The organism is Dyadobacter luteus (assembly GCF_003383615.1).
Lineage (GTDB): Bacteria > Bacteroidota > Bacteroidia > Cytophagales > Spirosomataceae > Dyadobacter > Dyadobacter luteus.
Genome location: NZ_QNUL01000021.1, coordinates 84,543 through 109,183 on the forward strand (window position 1 = coordinate 84,543; position 24,641 = coordinate 109,183).

Sequence of the window (24,641 nt, forward strand, 5' to 3'; positions counted from 1 at the left end):
AACCTTTATACGATGCGACTAAATTTATCCGCAAAACAGTGGCTGTCGATGGGACTGGTGGTAATGACACAGGTCACGCCAGCTATTCAGGCTCAGCCAATTGCTTTTGCTGCCATGCGCACCAGGCAGCCTATGGCCGACAGGCAAGAAATGAAGCTGAAGAACGTTCTGCTTGATCTTCAAAAACATTATGATGTAGAAATTGTGTTTGAAGATCGTCTGGTGGTTTCTGTGAATGTAGCGTCCAACAGGCTCAATCTTTCTGATCCTATTGAAAAAAATCTGGATGTTATACTGAATCAGAGTGGGTTGAAATACCGTAAAACGAGGAAGAATACCTACGTCATCACTGAGAATAAAAAGCCAGATGGTGAAAAACCCAAAGATGCTGCTGCGTTAGAAAATCCTGCGTCGGCAATGGAATCTACAGTTGCACAGGTAGTTGCAGATAGGGTGATCAGCGGAAAAGTGTCCGATGAAACTGGTGCTGCTTTGCCGGGAGTAAGTGTACTGCTCAAAGGAACGCAACGAGGTACATCTACAGGAGTTGAAGGGGATTTCAAACTGGAAGTCCCCGATGATCAGGCCAGCCAGGCTACGCTGGTTTTTAGTTTTGTTGGTTACCAATCCAAAGAGGTGGCGGTGGGTAATCAGACAAACCTCACAGTGAGCCTCGCTCCGGATGATAATGCGCTGGCGGAGGTCGTGGTAGTAGGTTATGGAACGGTAAAAAAATCAGATTTAACGGGTGCTGTAGGAACCGTTAAAGCGGAGGTATTACAGGAAAGACCGGCTTCTTCTTTGAACCAGGGACTATCAGGCCGTATTACGGGGGTAAATGTTTCTTCTAACTCAGGGCGTCCCGGAGGAAGAGCCAACATTCGGATTCGTGGAGCGAGTTCTATCAGTGTTTCCAATAATCCTTTGTATGTAATTGACGGGGTAATTCTGAACGCGGTGGATTTACAAAACGGAAGTACGCCAATCGATTACCTCAATCCGAATGATATTGCATCTATTGAAGTACTGAAAGACGCATCGTCTACAGCAATATATGGAGCACGTGGTGCAAACGGGGTTATTCTCGTAACTACCAAACGCGGTACTTCCGGCGCTGGTCGTGTCACTTACGATACAGATTTTAGTATTGGTGTGGCTCCGAGAAAGTTGGAGGTACTCAATTCCAGAGAGTTTCTGGCGGTGGAAGAGCTGGCCTATGCCAATGCTAAAAAATACGACCCAAATGCATTTAATGATGCAGGCGTGAGTACCAAGTATACTGATCCGAGGACAAAGAGAACCAATCCTAAATTATTCGATGCGCAGGGAAATCCTCTGTACGATACAGATTGGCAAAAAGAATCTTTTCAGAAAGCATTAACGCAGAACCACCAGTTAGGATTTACAGGTGGCAACGAAAAGGGTACCTATGGGGCTTTCCTAAACTACCGTAATGAAAACGGGGTCATGAAGGAGTCTTGGCAGAAAAGGTTCGCAGGCCGTTTTGTATTTGATACGCAGATTAAAAGCTGGTTGAAAGTAGGTGGAACACTTGGTTATACCGATCAGAACGAAAAACAGATTGACCAGCTGGGTGGTGGTGGAATTACTGCGATGCGCCAGGTAATAGAAGCGCTGCCGATCATTCCGGTAAGATATCCTGACGGAACCTGGGCCAGTAACCGGGACTATCCGGGAATGGAAGGTGGAGATAACCCACTTCGTGTAGCTACAGACAGACTTTACTTCCTTCGTACACAAACAATGCTGGGTAGTATGTACGCGACAATAAATCTTGCCAAAGGATTAGAGCTGAGGTCTACACTAGGAACGAACGTCATCAACCAAAGAAACGATTATTTCGCTGCAAAGGGAATGCAGTATATTTCTACCAATGGGAATGCTTCAGTACGTAACAACCGTTACAACTCGTGGCAGTTTGAAAATTACCTGACTTATTTCAAAGACTTTGGCAATATCCACTCTATCAATGCGATGGCGGGTTTGTCGTGGCAGCACGTGGATCAGTTTGAAAGTATTGCCAATGCTGAAGGTTTCGATGATACCTATTTTGAGTTCAATAACCTGGGTGCAGGTGCAACGCCGCAAGCCTCTTCTTCTTTTGCTACGGCTTACGGTCTGAACTCCTATTTTGCCCGTTTGAACTACAGTCTGATGAGTAAATATCTTATCACTTTCACAGGCCGTATGGATGGTTCTTCCAAATTCGGGGAGTCCAATAGATATGCATTCTTCCCTTCTGCAGCTGTAGCATGGCGCGTCAACGAAGAGGAATTTATGAAGAGTGTTCCGGCTATATCCAATCTTAAAATTCGTGCAAGCTACGGAGCAACCGGTAACTCGGAAATTCCTGCATACCGCGCATTGGCCGGTATGTCCAACAATATCTCAGGACAGGTTGACTATAGCGTGATTTTCAACGGAAGCCGCCAGATCGGAACAGGGATTGCGAGAATGTCAAACGCAGATTTGCAATGGGAGAAAACACAACAGGTGGATTTAGGTTTGGAAGTAGGTTTGTTTAACAACCGACTGAATTTCGAACTGGATCTGTACCACAGAAGAGTGAATGATATGCTCTTGGATGCGCCATTGCCATTCACCAGCGGATACAGAAGCATCTTTACTAACATCGGTAGTATGGAAAACAAAGGGGTTGAGTTTGCAATTAATTCCACCAATATCAGAACTGAGGATTTTACCTGGAGTACCACTTTTAATATTTCTGTAAATAAAAACAAAGTACTGGCACTTTCGGGGGGAAGTGATATTCTATCCGGAAACGGGGTGATTAGGGTAGGAGAACCTGTAGGTTCATTCTTTGGAAGAAAGCATTTAGGAACCTGGGGAACGAATGAGGCAGAAGAAGCAAAGAGATATAACATGCTTCCGGGCGACGTAAAATACCTGGATCTGAACAACGACGGTACAATCAACGATAATGACAGAACGATCATTGGTCGTGGTATACCTGATGGATTTGGTACTTTCCTGAACACATTCCAATACAAAGCTTTCTCTTTGACAGTCGATCTTCAATATATGTACGGCAACGACGTACTTGACAGAAGTATTCACTCTGCAGAGGACAGACAAGGTATCGCGAATAGTTACAAAACGGTTTTGAATGCATGGACCGAAACCAATCAGAATACGCCTATTGCACAGATCAGACCGATCAACGCCTACTATACAACCAACAATGACTCACACAAAGTAACAGATGCATCATTTATTCGTGGACGTAACCTGTTGCTGGCTTATAATTTCCCGGCGACCACTGTTTCGAAGCTAAAACTGGATCGTCTGCGTGTGTATGGCTCAGTGCAGAACTTCTTCGTGTTGACCAAGTACAAAGGATTTGATCCTGAGGTATCCAACTCCAGCTCACCTTTCGATCAGGGGTTAGGTCTGTATGACTATCCGCGTCCGCGTGTTTTTATGGTCGGACTTAACATTGGTTTGTAATCTTAATTGAAGACCTTTTTAAAGAGGAAACAGATGAATATCATATCAAAAAAATATAAGCTGCTCGCATTGGTTACCTGTGCATTGTGGCTACCCGGTTGCTCCGACTTTCTGGTTGAGTCCGATCCGAGTAACTTCACCGAAGACAATTATTTTACAAAACCTGAGCATGCTACAAGTTCTGTAAATGCCATTTATGCCAATATGCGAGTACCTCTGGCCAGTGGGTTCAACGGCGGAGCGTGGATGATGCCGGAATTTGCAACAGGTTTGGCGAAAACAGATTTAGGCCAGGCTGTGAACAGCTATTTTATCAAAGATCTGAGAAATACCTCTGATAACGGATATGGACAGACTTACTGGGAATTTTATTATAAAGGGATAGGTAATGCCAATCTTTCCATCGCCAGAATTCCAGCCATCACGATGGATGAAACAGCGAAGAAAAAGCTGTTGGGAGAAGCTCACTTTTTAAGAGCATTTTACTACTTCAATCTGGTGCAGATGTTTGGTAACATTCCATTGATCACCGAACCGGTGAATCTGGAATCAGAACAACTTCGTCCAAAACAAGTAGCTCCTGCAGATATATACACCCAGATTGTAGCCGATTTGAAGACAGCTGAACAGGCTGGATTGGGCTGGGTGGATGCAACCGGAAGGGTGAGTCAGGGCGCTGTGAAATCACTGTTGGCAAAGGTATATCTGACAATGGCTGGTTATCCTTTACAAAAAGGAAGTGAATACTATGATTTGGCCGCGAAGAAGGCTGAGGAAGTGATAGATTCAAAGCAGTTCAAATTGTTCACGACCTACGACGATCTGCACAATCCTTCCAAGAAAAATATCGAAGAGAATATTTTCATGGTGCAGTTCAGGACAGGCATTATACCATCTCCGTTGCAAACATCTATTATTCCTTATAACAAGAATATTTCGGCTTATGCAGATGAGACAGGCGGATTATATTCTACTGATGAATTTGTAAAGTCGTATGATGCGAATGATCTGCGTGCCAAAGAGAAGCAGTTCTTCTTTACCAAATTTACCAATGAAAGCAACCGTAATCAGGAAGTGGCGCTCGGAGGTTATTTTATCTATAAGCATTTTGATAACGTTGCCCAGACTACCTCCGCAAACAGTGACCTGAACTGGTCGGTGCTGCGCTATGCTGACGTACTCCTGATCTACGCGGAGGCTTCCAATGAAGTGAGCGGACCAACTGCCAAGGCGTATGAAGCAGTGAACGCAATCAGAACACGGGCGCAACTGACAGCGCTTTCCGGCATCTCCAAGGATGTTTTCAGAGAGGCCGTGTGGACAGAACGCTGGCACGAGCTGTGCTTCGAGAACATTACCTGGTTTGATATGGTGCGTTTGCGTAAGGCATTCAACGTAACAACAAAGAAGTTCGAAAATTACGTAGGTCACAAATTCTCGTACGGACCGGTAGTAGGGGAGAGGGAGTTGTTATTCCCGATTCCAACCACTGAACTTCGTAACAACACCAATCTGGTTCCGACACCTGGTTATTAAGAAAGTATCGTCTTATGTCATTTTAACAAGTCGCGGCAATTTCTCCCGTGACTTGTTTTTTATGCTCCGGAACATCTACATGTAGAGCAGGCTTTTCTACAAGATTACTGTTAAATGAGCTGATTTTCAGTATGGTACTATATTTTCGCGGATGTGGCAGAAATCAAACCTGAAACCACATTATGAAAAGGATTCTTAAATTAATTCTGGTTAATACCATGATCGCCGGTGGTGTATTTCTGGTAAGTTGTAATTCTACTGAGAAGGATAGAAAAGAACTTGCTAAGGCGGAAGAAGAAGCTTTGGATAAAGCTGCGGAGGCCGGGCAGATCGTTCCTCAGGAGGCAGACCAGGAAGAAATTGAAGGTGCAAAAAAAGAGCTTGTAAAGGCCAGTGAGAAACTTTCTGAAAAACAGGAGAAATACCTGACTTCCTTGAAACAGCGTGAAAGCAAAATTGATGCAAGACTAAAGAACATCACCGAAAAGCTGAGTTCCGCGGATGGTAATTCGAAGAAAAAACTGGCTGAAAAGCAGGATAAGCTGATCAAGGAGAGAGATCAACTTCAGGCTAATATTCTTGAAATACAAAGTCCGATGACGGATCAGCAGCTGGAAACTGTGCAGAAAGAAATAGATGTATTGATCGCCGTAATTGACAATGAGCTGGATAATTAATCTGCCGGTAATTTGATAAGGGTGGATAACTAAAAAACCGGATTTTAGAAATTTCTGAAATCCGGTTTTTTATTAAATATAGATACTATCAGATAAATCTGTTGATCAGATTTTCAAGATATTCTTGTCTTCCTGAAATTGTTGCAGGCTCACCTTTTGTTGCAGCAAGGTCAAACAAATCTTCCAGTTTCAAACCACCTTTTTCGAAGTCAGAACCTTTTCCTGAATCGAAGCTAGCGTAACGATCTGTACGGATTTTGTCATATTCTCCGTGCTGAATGATTTTGTCAGCAATAACCAATGCACGTGCAACTACGTCAATACCGCCGATGTGTGCGTGGAATACATCCGCATCATCAGTTGAGTTTCTGCGACGTTTCGCATCAAAGTTGATACCACCACCCTTCAGACCATCAGCCTTAAGGATTACAAGCAATGCCTTAGTCCATTCTGCGATGTCGTTAGGGAACTGGTCAGTATCCCATCCGTTTTGGTAATCACCACGGTTTGCATCGATAGATCCAAGGATACCTGCATCTGCAGCAACCTGCAATTCGTGCTCGAAAGTGTGACCGGCAAGTGTAGCGTGGTTCACTTCAAGGTTCAATGCGAAATCTTCAAGAAGATCGTGCTGACGAAGGAAGCCAATTACAGTTGCTGAATCGTAGTCATACTGGTGTTTGGTTGGCTCGCATGGTTTTGGCTCAATGAAGAATTTACCTTTGAAACCATTGGCACGTGCATAAGCAACAGACATTTTAAGGATCTGTGCGAAGTGCTCCTGCTCACGCTTCATATCTGTGTTCAACAGGGTCATGTATCCTTCACGACCTCCCCAGAATACGTAGTTCTCTCCACCCAAAGCGATTGTTGCATCCAGTGCCATTTTGATCTGAGCACCTGCATGAGAAACAACGTCGAAGTCAGGGTTGGTAGAAGCACCATTCATGTAACGGTGGTGGCTGAACAGGTTAGCAGTTCCCCAAAGCAATTTTATACCTGATTCTTTTTGTTTTGCAGCAAGATATTCTGTCAATGTAACCAGACGTTTTTCATTCGTACGTACATCGTCAGCATAGTCAACTACGTCCACATCGTGGAAGCAGTAGTATGGAGTTCCTAATTTGGTGAACAATTCAAAAGCAGCATCTGCTTTGTCTTTTGCACGGTCAACCGCATCTGCTTTTTTATCCCATGGGTAAAACAATGTCTGACCGCCAAAAGGATCTCCGCCGTTTCCGCAGAATGTATGCCAGTAAGCGATTGCAAAACGCAAGTGCTCTTTCATTGTTTTTCCACCAACCACACGGTTTTCATCATACCAACGGTATGCAAGCGGGTTGTCTGACTCTGGTCCTTCGTAGGCAATCTTGCCTATGCCCTTAAAGTATTCCTGATCTCCAAGTACTATGCTCATTGTTATTGTTTATTGTTTATCGTTCCGAAAAATGCGTTTTATTGAAAACCGGTTGGAATCATCTACTAATTCCCTATTATTCTCATTGTTAATTCCTCTCTCCTCGGGGCGTTGCCCCGGGCTAGGGAGATAGAAGCCTTTCAGGCTAGTGCTATACTCTACTATAACTTCTCTAACTCCTTAACTTCCTATAACCACTTTAACTCCTATTTATTAATAAGTGTACCATTGACATTTTATACTGCAATACTATCACTTTTTTTTGAATTTTTGTAGTAAAAGTAAAAAGAGGAGCAGATATAATTTCTGCTCCTCTTTTTACTTTAATTTTTATTGAGTCGACTATCAGAAAAACTTAGCTCTTCTGTCTTCGATTTTAGCATTTTCACGGATTGCCTCGTTCACCAGGTAAGACATACGGCTTTCAAGAGACTGCGTAAGCTGTGTTTTGTACTGAGTGAAGTCTGCCACTTTTGGAGCATCAGTTTTGTTGATTTGCTCCATGATGAACACACCATTTTCACCAGTAAACACATCTGATTTCTGTCCGGCTTTAAGACCGAAAGCTTTTCCAAGAGCGATAGGATCGAAACCTGCACTGCTCAGGAAGCCTGTTGCAAGTGTGATGTCAGTCGCTGATTCAACAAGAGCACCTGCGCCATATTTCTTCGCAATGGCTTCAAGATCTCCCGTTGCACCTTTCAGCTTAGCTGTAATCTGCTCAGATTTCTTCTGGTTACGTACTTTGGTAGTCAATTCGTCACGGAAGTCATCTACTTTCACGTTGTCCTGATCAGACTTGCCAGTAAGAACAGCTACGATATATTGCTCTTCAGTTTCGAATACCTGAGATACTGAGTTGATTTTAGAGTCATCCTTAAATGCCCAGCGAACGATTTCACGGCCATTTTGGATTGCATTTACGTTGGTTGCAGTTTCAGGAATGCGGTTAGCAGTAGCTACTACAAGTCCTTTGTCTTTTTTCACAGCTTCGTTAAACTGCTCTTTTGTTTTTACAGAGTTAGCAAACTCATCTGCTTTGCGGTAAGCTTCGTCACGAGTTGACTGGCTAGGAGCAATTGTTTTACCAATTGCCGCAACGCGGTAAAGCACGTTAGATTTCGGTGCAGTTACTTTGATAATGTGGAAACCAAACTGGCTTTCTACTACCTTTCCGATCAAACCAGGAGCAGACGCAGAGAATACAGCTTCTTCAAATGGTTTCACCATCGCACCGTTGTTTTGGAAGTAACCCAAATCTCCACCACGTTGAGCAGATCCCGGATCAGCGCTTGATGTAGCTGCCAATGCTTCGAAGTTAGCACCAGAACGAATCTGGGCAAGAAGTCCTTCTGCTTTTACACGAGCTGCTGCTTTTGCTGAGTCAGACTGGTTTTCTGCACGAATCAGAATGTGGCTTGCTCTTGCTGAAGAAACAGTATCGATCTTAGTACCGCCGTATTTGTAAATGAAATAAGTATTTCCTTCACGGTATGGACCATATACACCACCAGGAACGAAAGTTTTTATAGCTTCTTTCAATTGGTCTGACATAGTAGCCAGAGACATGTTCACAGGAAGTGAGATGTCCGAGTTCATGCTTGCAAAAGCTGAATCGTTAGGAGCCGTAGCCAATCCACGAGCCAATTCTTTAATCTCTGTGTAAAGAGCAGCACTGTCATCCTTTGCAGGTTGTACAGGGAAAGTTACGTATTCGATAGAACGTGTATCTGTTCCTTTGTACTCAGAGCGGTGTGCGCTCAGATATTGTTCCAACTCAGAATCCGTTACTTTAATCGTAGTATCAACAATTGAGAAGTAAGGAACATACAGGTAACGAAGTGTTGCCTTGGTGTTTTGAGCCAGATATTCTTTTTCAGCCTGTGCTTTCGGAGTGTAAGCCGAAAGTTTCAGCAGGTTTTCATATTTGCTGCGGATACGTTCTTCACGTAGACTTTTCTCAAAATTCTCCCATGATTTTTGTTGCTCAATAGGAAGCGTTTTAAGGTTTTTCAGATAGTTAACGACTGCATTTTTGTCAAAACGACCTGTTGTAGGATCCGAAAATGCCTGAAGAATAGATGGACTGATGTGGTTTCCCTGAACCATGTCTACCAATTCTTCATCTGTAACTGTAAGTCCAAGTTCGTCGAACTGATCTCTGTAGGCGATATCAACAATAAACTGATTCCATGCCTGATCGCGTAGGGCAACTAACTCATTTTCGCTAAGGCTACGACCTGATTGCGCCTCGTAGTTTTGTCGAAAACCATCAACCCGACTCTGAAAGTCCTTGATGTTGATCTCTTTACCAGCTATTTCACCTACAACCTGATTGTTGTTTCCACCGAGCATGGAATTAGGTCCTAAAAGATCACCTCCTACCATGAAGAGGATTAAGCTGATAGCAATTACCGTAACCGCGATACCGGACTTCTCTCTGATTTTGTTAATTAAAGCCATTTTCTCTTTTCAAATTTGTGCGCAAAATAAAATCTTTTCCGCGTGGAATGCAAGGGCTTACAAACCTAATCAGGAAATTTAGATTAGCATGTAACCCTGTGAAAAAAAATATTTTTAACAGAAGATCGTTAGCGGGTCTGTTTTACCGCATGTATTTGAGATTGAGCGCATAAAATATCGCCATAAAAATGCTGGCGAAAATACTCGCAAACGCAGTGATGAAACCTAGCCAACCACCAATAAAGAACAGTGGTCCGAGGAAGGCAATACCCATGCCGCCGAGATAAAAATAATATCCTTTTTTCTGCAGATTCCACATCAGGTAAGCACCGTAAAGAGATAGAGCTTCGAAAATAAGCATGAATATTGCGCCGGTCATTATTGTTTGCGGGGTGGTGTTGTCAATAACAGCCGCAAACATAGTTTCCATCGTTTTGATGTCTGCGCCGTTGGCTTGCTGCAGCACATTTTCCCGTACCATTTCGAAGGTTTCACGTGTTTTGTCTGCCATCACGCCAGGATTCCAGAACCTTTCTGACTGACTCCACAAACCGGAAACCGAGTTCATGAAGGTGATGAAGCATAGTACTGTCAGGAATAAAGGGCGGATCACCGGTTCACTAGTTGGTTGCATAATGGCAAATATGAGTTTTTGAAAAATCGGGCGCAAAATTTGTAGTTTTACGCCGTAACACCAAGCGCATTTGTATTTTCCTGGTCGCAGTGAATACAAATGCACAACGTTATTGATAAGTATTAATACATAAAACGATAAAAGTCAGATCTTATGAGCCTGCAAATTCTTACCGAACGCATTACCGAAATTCTTGGGACCGATAGTGGTTTGGATGCAACCGTGAAATTTAAAACTGAAGAAGGAAGTATTTTCATTGACAGTACAGTGGTGCCGAATGTTGTCTCTAACGATGACAAGGATGCGGACTGCGTGCTTGAAGTATCAACAAAAAATGCTCTCAAACTAATTGACGGTGAATTGAACGCAATGATGGCTTTAATGACCGGTAAATTAAAAATAGACGGAGACATGGGAGTGGCCATGAACATCGCGCAAACTTTTGGCGGGAAATAAAAAAACTTCATCACGGATACATGGCGGGAAATCGAAATGTATCCGTGAAAGATCTGTTATAAAGCGAGTTCCCTCAAATACATTTGTATTGTATTTTCAAGCCCGAGGTAAAGTGCATCTGCTATGAGTGCGTGCCCGATTGAAACTTCGTCCATCCATGGAATGCTCTGCTTCAGAAAGCGAAGGTTATCCAGACTCAGGTCATGTCCGGCATTTAATCCTAGGCCAACCTCTCTTGCCTTCTCAGCAGCCTTGACGAAGGGAAGAACAGCTTTTTGTCTGTTTTCAAAATAGTATTCTGCATAGGCCTCGGTATACAACTCCACGCGGTCGGCTCCGCATAGGGCAGCACCTTCAACCATTTCTTCATCTGCATCCACGAATACAGATACACGAATCGCAGCCTTCTTGAATTCCTGAACCAGTTCGGTAAGTTCACTGCGGTGTTTTACTGTATCCCATCCGGCATTGGAAGTAATCGCGTTGAGTGCATCCGGCACAAGCGTTACCTGATCCGGCTGTGTAGCCAGTACCAGATCGATAAATTTTCTTTCAGACGGATTGCCTTCAATATTAAATTCTGTAGTTACAAGTTCGCGGAGATCGTATACGTCCTGATAACGGATGTGTCGTTCGTCGGGGCGCGGATGTACAGTAATGCCCTGTGCACCAAATCGCTCGCAGTCGAGCGCTACTTTCAGAACGTTGGGATTATCCCCGCCACGTGAGTTTCTGAGTGTAGCTATTTTGTTGATGTTGACGCTGAGACGTGTCATGAAGTTAACTGAGATTGATTAATGAGAGAATGATTGAATGACAATTTCTGTGATTCCTGTAACTTTGCGGTCTTATGGGCAAATTTAACATTACCATATAGAAAATTACTCATTCTACCATTTAATTGTAAAATATATGTCACTTAAAAGTCAGGTTGAATCAGGTATTAAAGACGCCATGAGGGCTAAGGAATCTGATAAATTGCGTACACTCCGTGCTATCAAAGCGCTGATTCTGCTTGAAGAAACCAAGGCTGGCGGAACGGGTGGAGAGCTTTCAGCTGACGATGAACTGAAGTTGTTAACCAAAGCAGCAAAGCAACGTCGCGAATCAGCTGATATATACCGTGCACAGGGCAGGGAAGATTTGCTGGCAGTGGAAGAGGCGGAGCTTAGTTACATAGAAGCATTTTTGCCGAAGCAACTTACTGAGGACGAGATCAAAGCAAAATTGCAGGAAATTATCGCTCGTGTAGGTGCGTCTGCTCCTTCGGACATGGGTAAAGTAATGGGCGTGGCTACGAAGGAATTGGCTGGCCAGGCAGATGGTCGTGTTGTATCTACGCTGGTTAAGAGTTTGCTGGCATGAAGTTACTGGATGTTCTCATCCTTTTGCCATTGCTTTGGGGAGCGTTACATGGTTACCGTAAAGGATTGCTGATTGAATTTATCGGCATAGCAGGAATGGTGGTAGCCATGATCCTCGGTTTTAAATTTCTGGGGTTGGGAATGGAAATCCTGACCCCCTATTTTAGTGATAGTATGGCTAAGAAAATTTTACCTTATGTAGGATTTTCGGCCGTATTTTTCCCGACCATTTTTTTGCTGAATCAGTTTGGTTACACCATTCGAAGATCATTGCGTTATTCCATACTAGGGACATTCGACCAATTTGCAGGAGCCTTGGTGGGGATATTTACATGGGTATTCGGAATCAGTGTATTCTTTTGGCTGGTCAATCTGATCGGCATAAATATTCCTTCCCACCGTACCGAAGAAACCTATCTGTATCCCCTTGTGGTTCCTGTGGCGCCAACGGTCATTACCAAAGCGCTGCAATGGATGCCGAAAGGAACAGAGTTGATCCGCGAATGGAAAAAGGAATATATGGATGACACTGAAAAGCAAGATACCGAGGAAACCTCAGAATGAATTTTGGGGATGTAAAGAAGGTGATTTTGTTAGACGTAATAAATGACTCAGTGCCAAACTCATTTTAACTCAGCGTTTAAACCGGAAATGAACTTTCAATATTCGGGATGAGTTAAGAATCAATAGTTGATTTTCAGTACCTTTGCAGGTATAAGTAAGAAATAATGACCGGATTACAGGAAAAACAGGATATAAGAAAGATGTCGGTGGATCAGCTGAAAGGCTGGATGACTGAACATGGTGAAAAAGCATTCCGTGCCAAGCAGATTTATGAATGGATCTGGAAAAAATCAGCGAATTCTTTTGCTGAAATGACGAACCTTTCATTGGCAACCCGTCAGCTTATTGATGAACACTTTGTGATCCATGCCATGGATGTGGCCAAGCAACAGCAAAGTAATGACGGTACGATTAAATCTGCTTTCCGTTTGTTTGATGGTAATCTGGTTGAAGGTGTTCTGATTCCGGCTGCAGACCGGATGACTGCCTGCGTCAGTAGCCAGGTGGGGTGCTCGCTTACCTGTAAGTTCTGCGCCACAGGTTACATGGATAGAAAACGCAATCTGGAAGCAGGGGAGATCTATGATCAGGTGGTAGCGATTGCACGCCAGGCTGAGTATAGTTTTAAAGCTCCGTTGACCAATATTGTATATATGGGTATGGGTGAGCCGTTGCTTAATTATGTAAATGTGCTCAAATCTATCGAACATATCACATCTCCGGAAGGGTTGAATATGTCTCCGAGACGTATCACCGTCTCTACTGCAGGGATTGCCAAAATGATTAAAAAGCTGGGTGACGATGAGGTACGGTTCAGGCTTGCACTTTCATTACATGCTGCAAACGACGAGAAGAGAAATCAGATCATGCCGATCAATGAATCCAACTCACTGGATAATTTGGCAGAGGCGCTCAATTACTTTTACGATAAGACAGGAAACAGAATTACTTTCGAGTATATCGTTTTTAATAATTTTAACGATACGTTGCAGGATGCGAAAGAACTCTGGGAATTTACGAAACGTGTACCTGCCAGGGTCAATATTATCGAGTACAATCCTATAGCTGAAGCTGAATTTACAAATACAGGTGCCGATAAGCTGGATAAATTTGCTGCTTATCTTGAAGACAGAGGCGTTTCTGTGCATGTGCGCCGTAGCCGTGGTAAGGATATAGATGCTGCATGCGGACAATTAGCTAATAAGGAAAAAGCAGTATAAGGAACATGAAAAGTGTTGTATGGCAATGTGTTTTTTGATAAATCTATCGTAAAATGCCGTGTGTTTTAATTAACAATTTGGTAACATTGCATCGGTAAACAATCAGTAGTTTTGCCTCAAAATTAGTGGCGAGGACAATTGAACTTAAACGGGCGGACATTCAGCCGAGCACTTTCAAAACCTGCTATTTACTTCATATAACTATACTTTCTTTATGTTTGGTCTAGAAACCGACATTTTTATTCTCCTCGCTTTCAGTATCTTAGCGGCTTGTGCTTTCGAATTTGTTAACGGTTTTCACGATACGGCCAATGCTGTAGCTACAGTGATTTATACCAATTCCCTTAAGCCCAATATCGCAGTAATGTGGTCGGGTTTCTGCAACTTCCTTGGGGTATTCTTCGGTGGTATTGCGGTCGCAATGGGGATTGTAAACCTGTTGCCGGTAGAAATGCTGATTGATCAGAATGTCTACCATAGTATTGCCATGGTTTTTGCGCTTCTGTTCAGTGCGATTATCTGGAACCTGGGAACCTGGTACTTCGGATTACCAAGTTCAAGTTCTCACACATTGATCGGTTCGATCCTGGGTGTAGGTCTTGCATTTACATTTATGCCTGAAAATACGAAAGGTGCTGGTGTAAACTGGACCAAGGCTGAAGAACTTTTCATGTCGCTTCTTACTTCGCCGATTTTCGGTTTTGCACTTGCGATCATCATTATGTTTATGCTTCGCCGACTACTATCGAAGCCACTTCGAGATGTGGTTTTCAGCGAGCCAAAGAAAAATCAGCCACCTCCGTTATGGATTCGTGCGATATTGGTAATGACTTGTACATTGGTAAGTTTTTTCCATGGTTCTAACGACGGACAAAAGGGAGTAGGACTTGTGATGCTGATTCTGATCGGGATTGTACCTGCGCACTTTGCTTTGGATAACAGTGTGAATCCAGCTGAAATGAGAGGTGATCTTGTTAAAATTGAACAAACAGTAAGTAGGATAGATTCTTCAAAATTGTCGGAAACGGATCGTGGTAAATTGCGTTCTATTCATGAAGAAATCGCTGCTTTGAATACATTGATAAGCCAACCACTTCTGGATAAGAAATTGCCACTTGAAGCACGCATGGGCGCTCGTCGTTCCTTGTTGCTGATCAGTCGTAACACTAAAACCATCCTGGATAATGGTGATGCAACATTAAACACAGAAGATAAAGCTTATCTTAAAATGCAGTCAGGTAGTGAAAAAGGGATCAGACGCTACACCGATTATGCTCCTGATTGGGTTATTCTGATGATTTCACTTTCATTGGGTCTGGGAACAATGGTAGGCTGGAAACGTATTGTCGTGACGATTGGAGAGAAAATTGGTAAGCAACACCTTACTTATGCGCAGGGAGCATCTGCGGAGTTGGTTGCTGCAAGTACAATCGGAGTATCATCTTACCTTGGTTTGCCTGTGAGTACAACACACGTTTTATCATCCGGTATTGCCGGTTCGATGGTGGCAAGTAAGGGAGTTAAAAACCTTCAGGCTGGTACGATTCGTAATATTGTAATTGCATGGGTACTTACACTTCCTGTTACGATGTTGCTTTCCGGAACGTTATATGCATTCTTCCGTTGGATATTTTAAGAAGAAGTTAAAGGAGTTAAGAAGTCAGAGGAGTTAGCTCTGCTAACCAAAGTTTATTCCGGTCTGAACGCTTTTTAGCGGTCTGAACGGTGAAAGAAAAGCTAAATTATTAAAGAAGTAAAGGAGTTAAGGAATGAGTGGCGTTAGCTACAGTCCCTTAACTCCTTTTTCTTGTTGTAAGATATTGACGCCGGCACTCGTTGGTATTTTTAATGTTCATTTTCAGAATATAGTTGTCGTTTAATGGGATAGCGTGTTTGGTTTTAACTTCTCTATCTCCATGACTACTATAACTTCTTACCTTCTCTTCCTTCACTTCCTTTGCTTTTACAACAGTTATTATCGTACTTAGGCGTGGATTTTTAATCATAAGAAAAGCCAATTATTCACCATAATGACAAAAATTGAAGAGCAGGTAGGTCGTTACGGATATGTAACGGAAGCTATTGCAGATGATATTGACCTGATTGCAGAAATCAACCGGTTGAAGAAAGAGAAGAATGCAGTAATCCTTGCGCATTTCTACGTGGATGCGGAAATACAGGATCTGGCTGATTATATAGGCGATAGCCTTGGGTTGTCTCAGCAGGCTGCAGCTACAGAGGCAGATATGATTGTTTTCTGCGGAGTCCATTTTATGGGTGAAACCGCTAAAGTGCTCAGTCCGCATAAAAAAGTAGTAATTCCTGACTTGAATGCAGGATGTTCACTGGCAGACTCAGCTCCGGCGGATAAGTTTGCTGCGTTCAAAGCTCAGTATCCTGACCATATTGTGATCAGCTATATCAACTGTTCGGCGGAGATCAAAGCTCTGACGGACATTGTATGTACCTCTTCGAATGCCCTGCAAATTGTAGAGAGTCTGCCGAAAGATCAGAAGATTATTTTTGCTCCGGATGCCAATCTGGGTCGGTATGTGGCACACAAGACGGGTCGCGATATGGTACTTTGGGATGGTGCATGTATTGTGCATATCGACATTTCAAAAGAAAAACTGCAGCAGTTGAGAGAGGAGCATCCGGATGCATTACTCATTGCGCACCCGGAATGTAAGCAGGATATTCTGGTACAGGCCGATTTCGTGAGTTCTACAACAGGACTGTTGAAATTCGTAAAAGAATCGGAGCATGATAAATTTATTGTGGCTACTGAAGCAGGGATTTTGCATAAAATGAAACAGTCGGTGCCGGATAAAAAACTGATTCCTGCCCCTGGTTCAGATAACAACACCTGTGCCTGTTCGGAGTGTCCGTACATGAAGATGAATACGTTAGAAAAAGTGTATAATGCACTTCTTTATGAGCAACCGGAGATTTTTGTTCCCGAAGATATCAGGGTAAAAGCATATGAGTCAGTGGCTCGCATGCTTGAATTGAGTAAAGGAATTTGAGGGAGGAGTTAAGAAGTTAGTAGTAGTTATAGAAGTTAGATAGCAAAGCGTAGCAAAAGCCTGAAAGGCTTCCATCGCTCAGCTCGGGGCATCGTCCCGCGGAGAGTTAATAAGAGTTAGAGCGCAAAGCGTAGCAAAAGCCTGAAAGGCTTCCATCGCTCAGCCCGAGGCACCGCCCCGCGGAGAGTTAATAGGAGTTAGAGCGCAAAGCGTAGCAAAAGCCTGAAAGGCTTCCATCGCTCAGCCCGGGGCACCGCCCCGCGGAGAGTTAATAAGAGTTAGAGCGCAAAGCGTAGCAAAAGCCTGAAAGGCTTCCATCGCTCAGCCCGGGGCATAGCCCCGAGGGAGAGTTCCAGGGAATAAAAGAAACAAAGTAAAACCACCAATTGTAAAAAATGCCTCAGTTCGACTTTCTGATTATTGGTTCCGGGATAGCCGGACTCAGCTATGCAGCCAAACTTGCACGACATTTTGAAGCAGCAAAAAAAGATATTTCTATCGCTGTGATCACGAAGGTGCAGGCGGATGAAACCAATACTAAGTATGCACAGGGCGGAATTGCGGTGGTTTGGGCTGAATCGGATTCATTCGAAAAACACATCCAGGATACCATGGATGCGGGTGATGAGGTTAATAAAAGAAATATAGTCGAAATAGTGGTTACCGAAGCGCCGGAACGTATTCAGGAGCTGATTGACTACGGAACCCGTTTTGATAAAGAAACTGGTGGCGAATATGACCTTGCCAAAGAAGGTGGGCATTCCGATAACCGGATTCTTCATTTTAAAGACATTACCGGAGCTGAAATTGAAAGAGCACTGCTCGAAGAAGTAAGCCGCCATAAGAGCATTCAGATTTTTACGCATTATTACGCTGTTGAGCTTATTACGCAGCATCATCTGGGTGAAACTGTGTACCGCTACCGGGAAGATATTAAGTGTTTTGGAGCTTATGTACTGAACCGTAAAACCGGAGAAGTTGAAAAGTTTCTGGCAAAAACAACCTTGCTCGCTACCGGCGGAATAGGCAATGTTTACCAGAGTACAACCAATCCCACAATTGCTACAGGGGATGGTATCGCTATGGCTTATCGCGCCAAAGGAATATGCGATAACATGGAGTTTATCCAGTTCCACCCAACTAGTTTTTATCAGCCCGGCAAAAAGCCTTCCTTTCTGATATCCGAGGCCGTTCGTGGGTTTGGCGGAATTCTGAAACGGGCAGACGGAAGTACTTTTATGGAACAATACGATAGCCGGCTTTCATTAGCGCCAAGAGATATTGTTGCCAGAGCGATAGATTCTGAGATGAAAAGGAATGGGGTGGATCATGTATATCTGGATGTGCGCCACTGCGATTACGAGAAATTTTTAGAGCACTTCCCCAATATCACACAATATTGCCTTGATGCCGGGATTGACGTGCGAACAGATATGATCCCCGTTGTACCAGCACAGCATTATATGTGTGGTGGTGTACGTGTGAACGAATGGGGAAAAACCAATATCAATTTCCTGTATGCGGTAGGAGAGTGCGCATGCACGGGTCTACATGGGTCTAACAGACTGGCATCCAATTCTCTTCTGGAAGCAGTTGTTTTCGGACATCGTGCATTTGTCAGTACACTTTCAAGTTTTGATGAGGCCGTAATACCCGACAATATTCCTGAATGGGATGACACCGGTACAACACATCCGGAAGAAAATGTGCTTGTTACCGAAATGACGCGTGAGCTGAACAGCATTATGTCCAATTATGTCGGTATTGTAAGGACAAATCGGAGGATGAAACGTGCTTATGACCGTCTGGAACTCCTGCATCAGGAACATGAAGAACTGTACCGCGAGTCGAAAGTATCGGTAGCGATCTGTGAGCTTCGGAATATGATTTCGGTTTCCTATCTCATTATCAAAATGGCCATGGCGCGTCGCGAGAATATCGGTTTACATTATAATGCGGATCACGTCAAATCCTGAAACTACTTTAATATAAAATATTTCCTCTTGTCAGGCTGAGCTCGTCGACCCCTGTTCATGATTATATCTTCAAAGGCTTTTCTTATTAGTCAGATCCGGGAATCTGCTATAAGAAAAGCCTTATTTTTTTGAATTCCTTTTATCCATCCTGCCTTCTTGCCGCTGCCTTCGTAATTATTTGTATATGATAGTTACAAGATTTAATATCAATACGGTTACTTATTGTTATATTTTAATAATAAGTATAAGTTTATCAATTAAATGGCGTATTTATTTAAAAATTGGCAATTTTTTGTATTTAAACATGAGTAAAAAAATAAGTTTTGCACTTAGGGAATAAGTAACTAAAAGTATCTAATAATAAATGTGACCAATTAATTTGAATTGTACACATGCTAAAGTACATACCGCAGTTGCCTGACATCTAACCTATGAACTTAAAACACACTTTTGATTTGAAACTCTACGCTTGCGCTTGCACTCCATTATTCTCTTCCTCTCTACAGTTAAAGTACCCTGATGATTTAAGTTTTTCCTGCGCCTGTGAAGGTCTCAGGGATATGTGATTTTACCTTTTTTCTAACCAATCAATTAATCTATGAGAATGTCTACCAGATGGACGTGTCGTGATTCAGCGCGATATGTCTTCTCTCTCTTGATCATCCTTATGACCGTTGCCGGGGCGTATGCCCAAAATGCTGTCAAAGGGATAGTTAAAGACGACCAGGGGCAAGGCCTGCCTGGTGTAAGTGTTGTTGTGAAAGGAACAACAGCCGGAACTGTTACCGATATTGAAGGGGCATACACAGTAAATGTGCCTGGTAACAGCAGTACTTTGATTTTTTCTTACATCGGCTATCTGACACAGGAAATTGTTGTTGGGAGCAAGACAACCGTTGATGTAACTCTTGCTTCGGATGTTAAGTCACTTGGAGAAGTAGTCGTTGTAGGATATGGTACAGCAAAAAAGGCTACTTTGACAGGTTCTGTAACAGCAGTAAAGGGAACAGAACTTGAAAAGGCGCCAGCTGCTAACCTTTCGAATACATTAGGTGGTCGTTTGCCAGGTATTTCAGCGGTGCAGTCAAGTGGGGAACCAGGCTATGATGGCTCGGCGATCCGTATTCGTGGTACAAACTCTCTCGGAAACAGCAATGCGCTTATCGTTGTGGATGGAGTTCCCAACCGTAGTGGTGGTTTGGATCGTATCAATCCGGCAGATATCGAGAGTATTTCTGTACTGAAAGATGCTGCTGCTGCGATTTACGGATCACGTGCAGGTAATGGTGTAATCCTGATCACAACCAAACGTGGCAAATCAGGAAAACCACAATTGTCTTATGACATGAATTTTGGCGTGAGCCAGCCAACGCGTACGCCTAAAATGTCTGACGCGGCAGAATATGCTACCATCAGAAATGAGTTGCAGATTTATGACAACCTGCCTGTAGGGCAATGGAGTGGCGCATTGGAAGGTTTCAATAGCACTGGCAATTATACAAGAACAGACAACGGAAGTGTCGTAAGTGCCGTTTTTAAGCCAGAAGATATGCAGAAATTCCGTGATGGAAGTGATCCTCTGCTGCATCCAAATACAGATTGGTACGGTTCGGTACTTCGTAATTGGGCACCACAGCAGCGCCATAATGTACAGCTTATGGGTGGTAGTGAAAACGTCAAATACCTTGCTTCTTTAGGACATATCAACCAGTCGGGTTATTATATCAACTCTGCAACAGGTTACAAGCAATATGATTTGCGTATCAATCTGGATGCTCAGATTAACAAGTATGTAAAGGCCAATCTCGGTGTAACATTGAGAGAAGAATTCCGTCATTTCCCGAGTGGCGGTAATGGAGCCGGCGCTATTTTCCGTATGCTGATGCGCGGAAAACCAACCGAGATCGCGATCTGGCCGGATGGCAGACCGGGCCCGGATATTGAAAATGGCCAGAACCCTGCAGTGATTACAACCAATACTACCGGTTACAACAACGACAAAAGGGATTATATACAAACCAATGGAGGTCTGGAGATTCAAATACCAGGTATTACTGGTTTGAAAGCCAACGTAATGGCGGCGCTTGATAAGCAGCATCGCCGGGTGAAGAACTGGGAGACACCTTGGACTTTGTATTTTTGGGATAAGCAGTCTTATGAAGCAGACCGTGTAACTCCTGTACTTAACGGTTCTGTGCGTTCAACCTTTGCAGATCCCCGTTTGACTGAAAGAGCATCCCAAGAACTTTCGATTCAGTTAACGGGACAAGTGTCTTATGAAAAATCATTCGGCTCGCATAATTTCAATGTAATGGCTGGTATTCAGAGAGAAACAGTAGATGCTGACGGATTTTTCGCTTATCGCCGCTACTTTATCTCTCCGGCTGTAGATCAGTTACTGGCCGGTGCTGCTGCTGAACAGAATATTGGAAATAATCCTGAAGATTTGTACCGTCGTGCACGTTTGAGTTACTTTGGTCGTGCAGGTTATAACTTTAAAGAGAAGTATATAGCTGAATTCCTGTGGCGTCATGATGGCTCATTTATGTTCCCGACAAATGGTCGCTGGGGATTTTTTCCAGGTGTTTCAGCAGGATGGCGTATATCTGAGGAAGATTTCTGGAAGAACAACGTTCGTTTTGTAAACAATGTCAAACTGCGCGGGTCATGGGGGCAAATGGGTGCAGAACCTTATTTCTTGGGAACCGAGACATTGGCTGAATACCAATATCTATCTACAATGGGCTTCAGTAATTTCGTATTGGGTGATCAGGTGGCGAAAACTTTGCTGGAAACCCGTATAGCAAACGAAAACTACACATGGGAGGTTGCTAACAATTCAAATATCGGGATTGAGGGAACTTTGTTTAGAGACAAAGTAGCATTTGAATTTGATTACTTTATCAATAATCGTTCAAGTATGTTGATTCCTAAAGCAGGATCTACGCCTTCTTCAGTCGGAATCGATGGCCGGCTTCCACCCCAGAACCTGGGGCGTCTTCAGAACAAAGGATGGGAGTTTAAAGTGAGTTATGATGGAAATGCCGGTGACTTTACCTACTCTATCGGGGTTAATGGAGGTTACGCCAAAAATGAAATCAAGTACTGGGATGAGGTGCCAAACGTACCATCATACCAAAGAACAACTGGAATGCCTTACCAGTCATTCCTTGTATATCAGTTTGATGGTGTATTTAAAGATCAGTCAGCAATTGACTCAGAGCAGCTTGATTACAGCGCAATTGCTACCAATCTAAGACCTGGTGACATGAGGTTTAAGGATGTAAATGGCGACGGTGTGATCAATGCAGATGACCGCGTTCGTACCGAAAAAGTGCAACGTCCATGGTTTACAGGTGGTGCAACGATCAATCTGGGATACAAGTCATTTGACCTTTCCATGCTGTTTCAGGGAGCAACGGGCGGACTTCAGGTCGTAGGTTTGACAGAGTCAGGTGACATCGGTAATTATCTGAAATACGACTATGATCACCGTTGGACGATTGATAATCCAACTGATCAGTATCCAAGATTAACCAACCGTAACAACAGGTATTATACGAATGTGGATCAGGCGGGTATCAACAGTTACTTCCTGAGAAGTACTAATTATCTGCGTTTGAAAAACATCGAAGTAGGATACAACCTGCCGGCTGACTTCGGTTCTAAACTAGGGCTTACCAAATTCCGTCTGTATGTCAACGCATTGAACCTTTTCACGATTGATAAAATCAAAGTTTGGGATCCGGAATCCACTAACACGAGCGGTCAGTATTATCCGCAATCGCGCATAGTAAGTGCAGGTCTACGTGTAGCATTTTAATAAATGATGATTATGAAATTGAGATATAAAAATATAATTCTTGTCGCACTGCTGGCCTCCGCCGGGCTCACAGCCTGTGATACTGATTTTCTTAACGTGACTCCACCATCAGAAATTCCTGCCGAAGATGTATGGAAAGATGGGGGATTATCTGAAGGTTTTGTAACTGGTATATATGCAGGACTGCAGCAGGGAGGTTTGGGTGAGCAAATGCTTGCTTCTCTATCCGACGAAGCGGTGTTTACTCATACTGGTCGTAATATTAATACGATTAATGAGGGAAGTTTAAGTCCTTCTGTTACCGGTTGGGTAGATGATACCTATGGCTGGGGACCTATGTACACCCGTATTCGTGCTACGAATATTGCGATACAGAATCTGGCGACTGCTACTTTTACCAATACAACGCTGAAGGATCGTCTGCGTGGGGAAGCTTACTTTTTAAGAGCTTACTACTACCAGCAATTGCTTCGCTATTACGGAGCAGTGCCTTTGATCAAAAAGGTTTACGAGCTGAACGAAGATTATACAGCCCCACGTAATACTTACGAGGAATGTGTGACTTCTATCGTGAACGACCTTGACAGTGCGGCGATCTTTTTGGAAGGAAAAGCGCCGGTTACAGGAAGAGCGAACAGGACTGCTGCACTTGCTTTGAAAGCGCGGGTGCTGGTATATGCAGCGAGTGATTTGCATGATGTACCAACTGCAAAATCGAAGTCGACTGTGCTTGCCGATTATGATAACCCTGAGTTTTTCGGATACCTTTCGGGGAGTCGTGCTACGCGCTGGACTGCAGCTTTGAATGCAGCAAAAGCAGCATTGGATGCAAGCAATGGAGGTTACAAGCTAAATCTGACCGCTCCTGTAACAGCTGATCAGGGTAAGGCCAATTACGTTGCTATATCTATGGGGGGCGGAAGTGCCGACCAGAATATTGATGCAACAGCTGCAACAGAACTTATTTTTGCCCGCTACTTTACACCGGCACTCAACGAGCCTGCACGTCAGACGGGACTTCATAATGGTCCGAATGGATATCATAACTGGGCTGGTAACACGCCTATTGGTAACCTGGTAGACGACTATGAAATGAGAGACGGAACCAAATTCTCCTGGGATAATCCGGCTCATAAGGCTGCACCGTACACCAACCGTGACCCGCGTTTTTATGCAACAGTTTTGTATGACGGTGCAGATTGGAAACCACGTCCATCGGATGTTCGTGATCCGGCCAATCAGATTCAAACCGGAGCTTATGACCTGTTGAACGATGCAAACGGGTTAGTTACGCGTCATGGACTGGATACCCGTAACAGTACTGTAGAAGACTGGAATGGTAGTCGTTCAGGATATTACATGCGTAAATTTATAGATCCTAATCCGGCTTTGTACGACAATACAGACCGTCAGGATATTCCATGGCCTGTTCTTCGTGTCACAGAAGTTGTTTTCAATTACATTGAAGCAAGCATCGAAACCGGTAATGACGCGGATGCCCTTCTTTGGCTGAACAGAATTCGTTTCCGTGCTGGAATGCCTGCTTTAACGGTGACAGGTGCTGCCTTGAAAGAAGCATATCGCCAGGAGAGAAGAATTGAGATGGTATATGAAGAGCAACGTTACCACGATGCACGTCGCTGGATGATTGCACCAACTACTTTGGGTGAGCCGATGACGTATATCAGCGTCGTAGGTAAATTCAAAACCGGACAATCCATGAAGGAACCGTACCGCTATGACCCTGCTGTTTACAATTACACTTATACGCCGGTTGAGGAAACAGCACATGAGAACCGCGTGTGGAGAGATAAAATGTATTTCCGTCCTATTCATCGCGATGAAATGAACAGAAATAGCAAATTGATCCAAAACCCGGACTACGGTATCTAAGTCTGTTGTTGATACACTTTTGCTAAAGAGGGTGTCTCAAATCAAATTGAGTCACCCTCTTTCATTTACTTAAACTTCTTTGAGGATTTGGTGTTTAAAAAGC

Annotated in this window: 16 protein-coding genes; 12 read left to right on the plus strand and 4 right to left on the minus strand. The window is 43.5% G+C overall.

Going from position 1 to position 24,641, the window contains the following annotated elements:
• Window positions 1–12 precede the first annotated feature (12 nt).
• The 3 genes from DSL64_RS21250 (at window position 13) to DSL64_RS21260 (ending at window position 5,702) form a co-directional block, all read left to right on the plus strand.
• Window positions 13–3,489: a SusC/RagA family TonB-linked outer membrane protein gene (locus DSL64_RS21250; protein ID WP_115832946.1), complete on the plus strand. Its 3,477-nt coding sequence runs from the start codon at window positions 13–15 to the stop codon at window positions 3,487–3,489.
• Window positions 3,490–3,522: 33 nt separating this feature from the next.
• The gene (locus DSL64_RS21255; protein WP_115832947.1) at window positions 3,523–5,025 is read left to right on the plus strand and encodes a RagB/SusD family nutrient uptake outer membrane protein; all 1,503 of its coding nucleotides are present in this window, start codon (window positions 3,523–3,525) and stop codon (window positions 5,023–5,025) included.
• A 182-nt stretch (window positions 5,026–5,207) separates the two neighbouring features.
• Window positions 5,208–5,702, plus strand: coding sequence for a hypothetical protein (locus DSL64_RS21260; RefSeq protein ID WP_115832948.1), 495 nt, complete (start codon window positions 5,208–5,210; stop codon window positions 5,700–5,702).
• A gap of 88 nt (window positions 5,703–5,790) precedes the next feature.
• On the opposite strand, the gene xylA is transcribed toward DSL64_RS21260, so the two are convergent.
• The 3 genes from xylA to DSL64_RS21275 all read right to left on the minus strand — a co-directional run bounded on the left by xylA (window position 5,791) and on the right by DSL64_RS21275 (window position 10,252).
• Window positions 5,791–7,119: a xylose isomerase gene (gene xylA, locus DSL64_RS21265; protein ID WP_115832949.1), complete on the minus strand. Its 1,329-nt coding sequence runs from the start codon at window positions 7,117–7,119 to the stop codon at window positions 5,791–5,793.
• A 345-nt stretch (window positions 7,120–7,464) separates the two neighbouring features.
• Window positions 7,465–9,582: a peptidylprolyl isomerase gene (locus DSL64_RS21270; protein WP_115832950.1), complete on the minus strand. Its 2,118-nt coding sequence runs from the start codon at window positions 9,580–9,582 to the stop codon at window positions 7,465–7,467.
• 142 nt (window positions 9,583–9,724) lie between these two features.
• Window positions 9,725–10,252, minus strand: coding sequence for a hypothetical protein (locus DSL64_RS21275; protein ID WP_229217175.1), 528 nt, complete (start codon window positions 10,250–10,252; stop codon window positions 9,725–9,727).
• Window positions 10,253–10,369: 117 nt separating this feature from the next.
• Between DSL64_RS21275 and DSL64_RS21280 the strand changes: the two genes are divergently transcribed.
• Window positions 10,370–10,672 carry an SCP2 sterol-binding domain-containing protein gene (locus DSL64_RS21280; RefSeq protein ID WP_115832952.1) on the plus strand — a complete coding sequence of 101 codons (303 nt, stop codon included), beginning with the start codon at window positions 10,370–10,372 and terminating at the stop codon, window positions 10,670–10,672.
• A gap of 56 nt (window positions 10,673–10,728) precedes the next feature.
• On the opposite strand, the gene DSL64_RS21285 is transcribed toward DSL64_RS21280, so the two are convergent.
• A complete protein-coding gene (locus DSL64_RS21285) occupies window positions 10,729–11,448 on the minus strand; it encodes a pyridoxine 5'-phosphate synthase (protein WP_115832953.1) in 720 nt (239 codons plus the stop codon).
• A gap of 136 nt (window positions 11,449–11,584) precedes the next feature.
• On the opposite strand from DSL64_RS21285, the gene DSL64_RS21290 reads away from it, so the two are divergent.
• The 8 genes from DSL64_RS21290 (at window position 11,585) to DSL64_RS21330 (ending at window position 24,538) form a co-directional block, all read left to right on the plus strand.
• On the plus strand, window positions 11,585–12,037 hold the full coding sequence (locus DSL64_RS21290) for a GatB/YqeY domain-containing protein (protein WP_115832954.1): 453 nt from the start codon (window positions 11,585–11,587) through the stop codon (window positions 12,035–12,037).
• Window positions 12,034–12,600 carry a CvpA family protein gene (locus DSL64_RS21295; protein ID WP_115832955.1) on the plus strand — a complete coding sequence of 189 codons (567 nt, stop codon included), beginning with the start codon at window positions 12,034–12,036 and terminating at the stop codon, window positions 12,598–12,600. The genes DSL64_RS21290 and DSL64_RS21295 overlap by 4 nt, the downstream gene beginning before the upstream one ends.
• A gap of 164 nt (window positions 12,601–12,764) precedes the next feature.
• Complete coding sequence (gene rlmN / locus DSL64_RS21300) at window positions 12,765–13,820, plus strand: dual-specificity RNA methyltransferase RlmN (protein ID WP_115832956.1); 1,056 nt, start codon at window positions 12,765–12,767, stop codon at window positions 13,818–13,820.
• Between the two features lie 214 nt (window positions 13,821–14,034).
• Complete coding sequence (locus DSL64_RS21305) at window positions 14,035–15,456, plus strand: inorganic phosphate transporter (RefSeq protein WP_115832957.1); 1,422 nt, start codon at window positions 14,035–14,037, stop codon at window positions 15,454–15,456.
• A 394-nt stretch (window positions 15,457–15,850) separates the two neighbouring features.
• Window positions 15,851–16,846 (plus strand): quinolinate synthase NadA, encoded by a 996-nt coding sequence (nadA, locus tag DSL64_RS21315; protein ID WP_115832959.1) that lies wholly within the window; start codon window positions 15,851–15,853, stop codon window positions 16,844–16,846.
• A 395-nt stretch (window positions 16,847–17,241) separates the two neighbouring features.
• Window positions 17,242–18,822 carry an L-aspartate oxidase gene (nadB, locus tag DSL64_RS21320; RefSeq protein ID WP_115832960.1) on the plus strand — a complete coding sequence of 527 codons (1,581 nt, stop codon included), beginning with the start codon at window positions 17,242–17,244 and terminating at the stop codon, window positions 18,820–18,822.
• A gap of 598 nt (window positions 18,823–19,420) precedes the next feature.
• On the plus strand, window positions 19,421–22,645 hold the full coding sequence (locus DSL64_RS21325) for a SusC/RagA family TonB-linked outer membrane protein (RefSeq protein ID WP_115832961.1): 3,225 nt from the start codon (window positions 19,421–19,423) through the stop codon (window positions 22,643–22,645).
• A 12-nt stretch (window positions 22,646–22,657) separates the two neighbouring features.
• Complete coding sequence (locus DSL64_RS21330; protein ID WP_115832970.1) at window positions 22,658–24,538, plus strand: RagB/SusD family nutrient uptake outer membrane protein; 1,881 nt, start codon at window positions 22,658–22,660, stop codon at window positions 24,536–24,538.
• Window positions 24,539–24,641: the final 103 nt, after the last annotated feature.

Excerpts from the sequence above, each read along its gene's own strand:
- DSL64_RS21325 (WP_115832961.1), top strand. The coding sequence starts at position 19,421 with ATGAGAATGTCTACCAGATGGACGTGTCGTGATTCAGCGCGATATGTC.
- DSL64_RS21330 (WP_115832970.1), top strand. The coding sequence starts at position 22,658 with ATGAAATTGAGATATAAAAATATAATTCTTGTCGCACTGCTGGCCTCC.
- nadB (WP_115832960.1), top strand. The coding sequence starts at position 17,242 with ATGCCTCAGTTCGACTTTCTGATTATTGGTTCCGGGATAGCCGGACTC.
- DSL64_RS21290 (WP_115832954.1), top strand. The coding sequence starts at position 11,585 with ATGTCACTTAAAAGTCAGGTTGAATCAGGTATTAAAGACGCCATGAGG.
- DSL64_RS21250 (WP_115832946.1), top strand. The coding sequence starts at position 13 with ATGCGACTAAATTTATCCGCAAAACAGTGGCTGTCGATGGGACTGGTG.
- DSL64_RS21255 (WP_115832947.1), top strand. The coding sequence starts at position 3,523 with ATGAATATCATATCAAAAAAATATAAGCTGCTCGCATTGGTTACCTGT.
- nadA (WP_115832959.1), top strand. The coding sequence starts at position 15,851 with ATGACAAAAATTGAAGAGCAGGTAGGTCGTTACGGATATGTAACGGAA.
- DSL64_RS21260 (WP_115832948.1), top strand. The coding sequence starts at position 5,208 with ATGAAAAGGATTCTTAAATTAATTCTGGTTAATACCATGATCGCCGGT.
- DSL64_RS21305 (WP_115832957.1), top strand. The coding sequence starts at position 14,035 with ATGTTTGGTCTAGAAACCGACATTTTTATTCTCCTCGCTTTCAGTATC.
- DSL64_RS21285 (WP_115832953.1), bottom strand. The coding sequence starts at position 11,448 with ATGACACGTCTCAGCGTCAACATCAACAAAATAGCTACACTCAGAAAC.
- xylA (WP_115832949.1), bottom strand. The coding sequence starts at position 7,119 with ATGAGCATAGTACTTGGAGATCAGGAATACTTTAAGGGCATAGGCAAG.
- DSL64_RS21295 (WP_115832955.1), top strand. The coding sequence starts at position 12,034 with ATGAAGTTACTGGATGTTCTCATCCTTTTGCCATTGCTTTGGGGAGCG.
- rlmN (WP_115832956.1), top strand. The coding sequence starts at position 12,765 with ATGACCGGATTACAGGAAAAACAGGATATAAGAAAGATGTCGGTGGAT.
- DSL64_RS21270 (WP_115832950.1), bottom strand. The coding sequence starts at position 9,582 with ATGGCTTTAATTAACAAAATCAGAGAGAAGTCCGGTATCGCGGTTACG.
- DSL64_RS21280 (WP_115832952.1), top strand. The coding sequence starts at position 10,370 with ATGAGCCTGCAAATTCTTACCGAACGCATTACCGAAATTCTTGGGACC.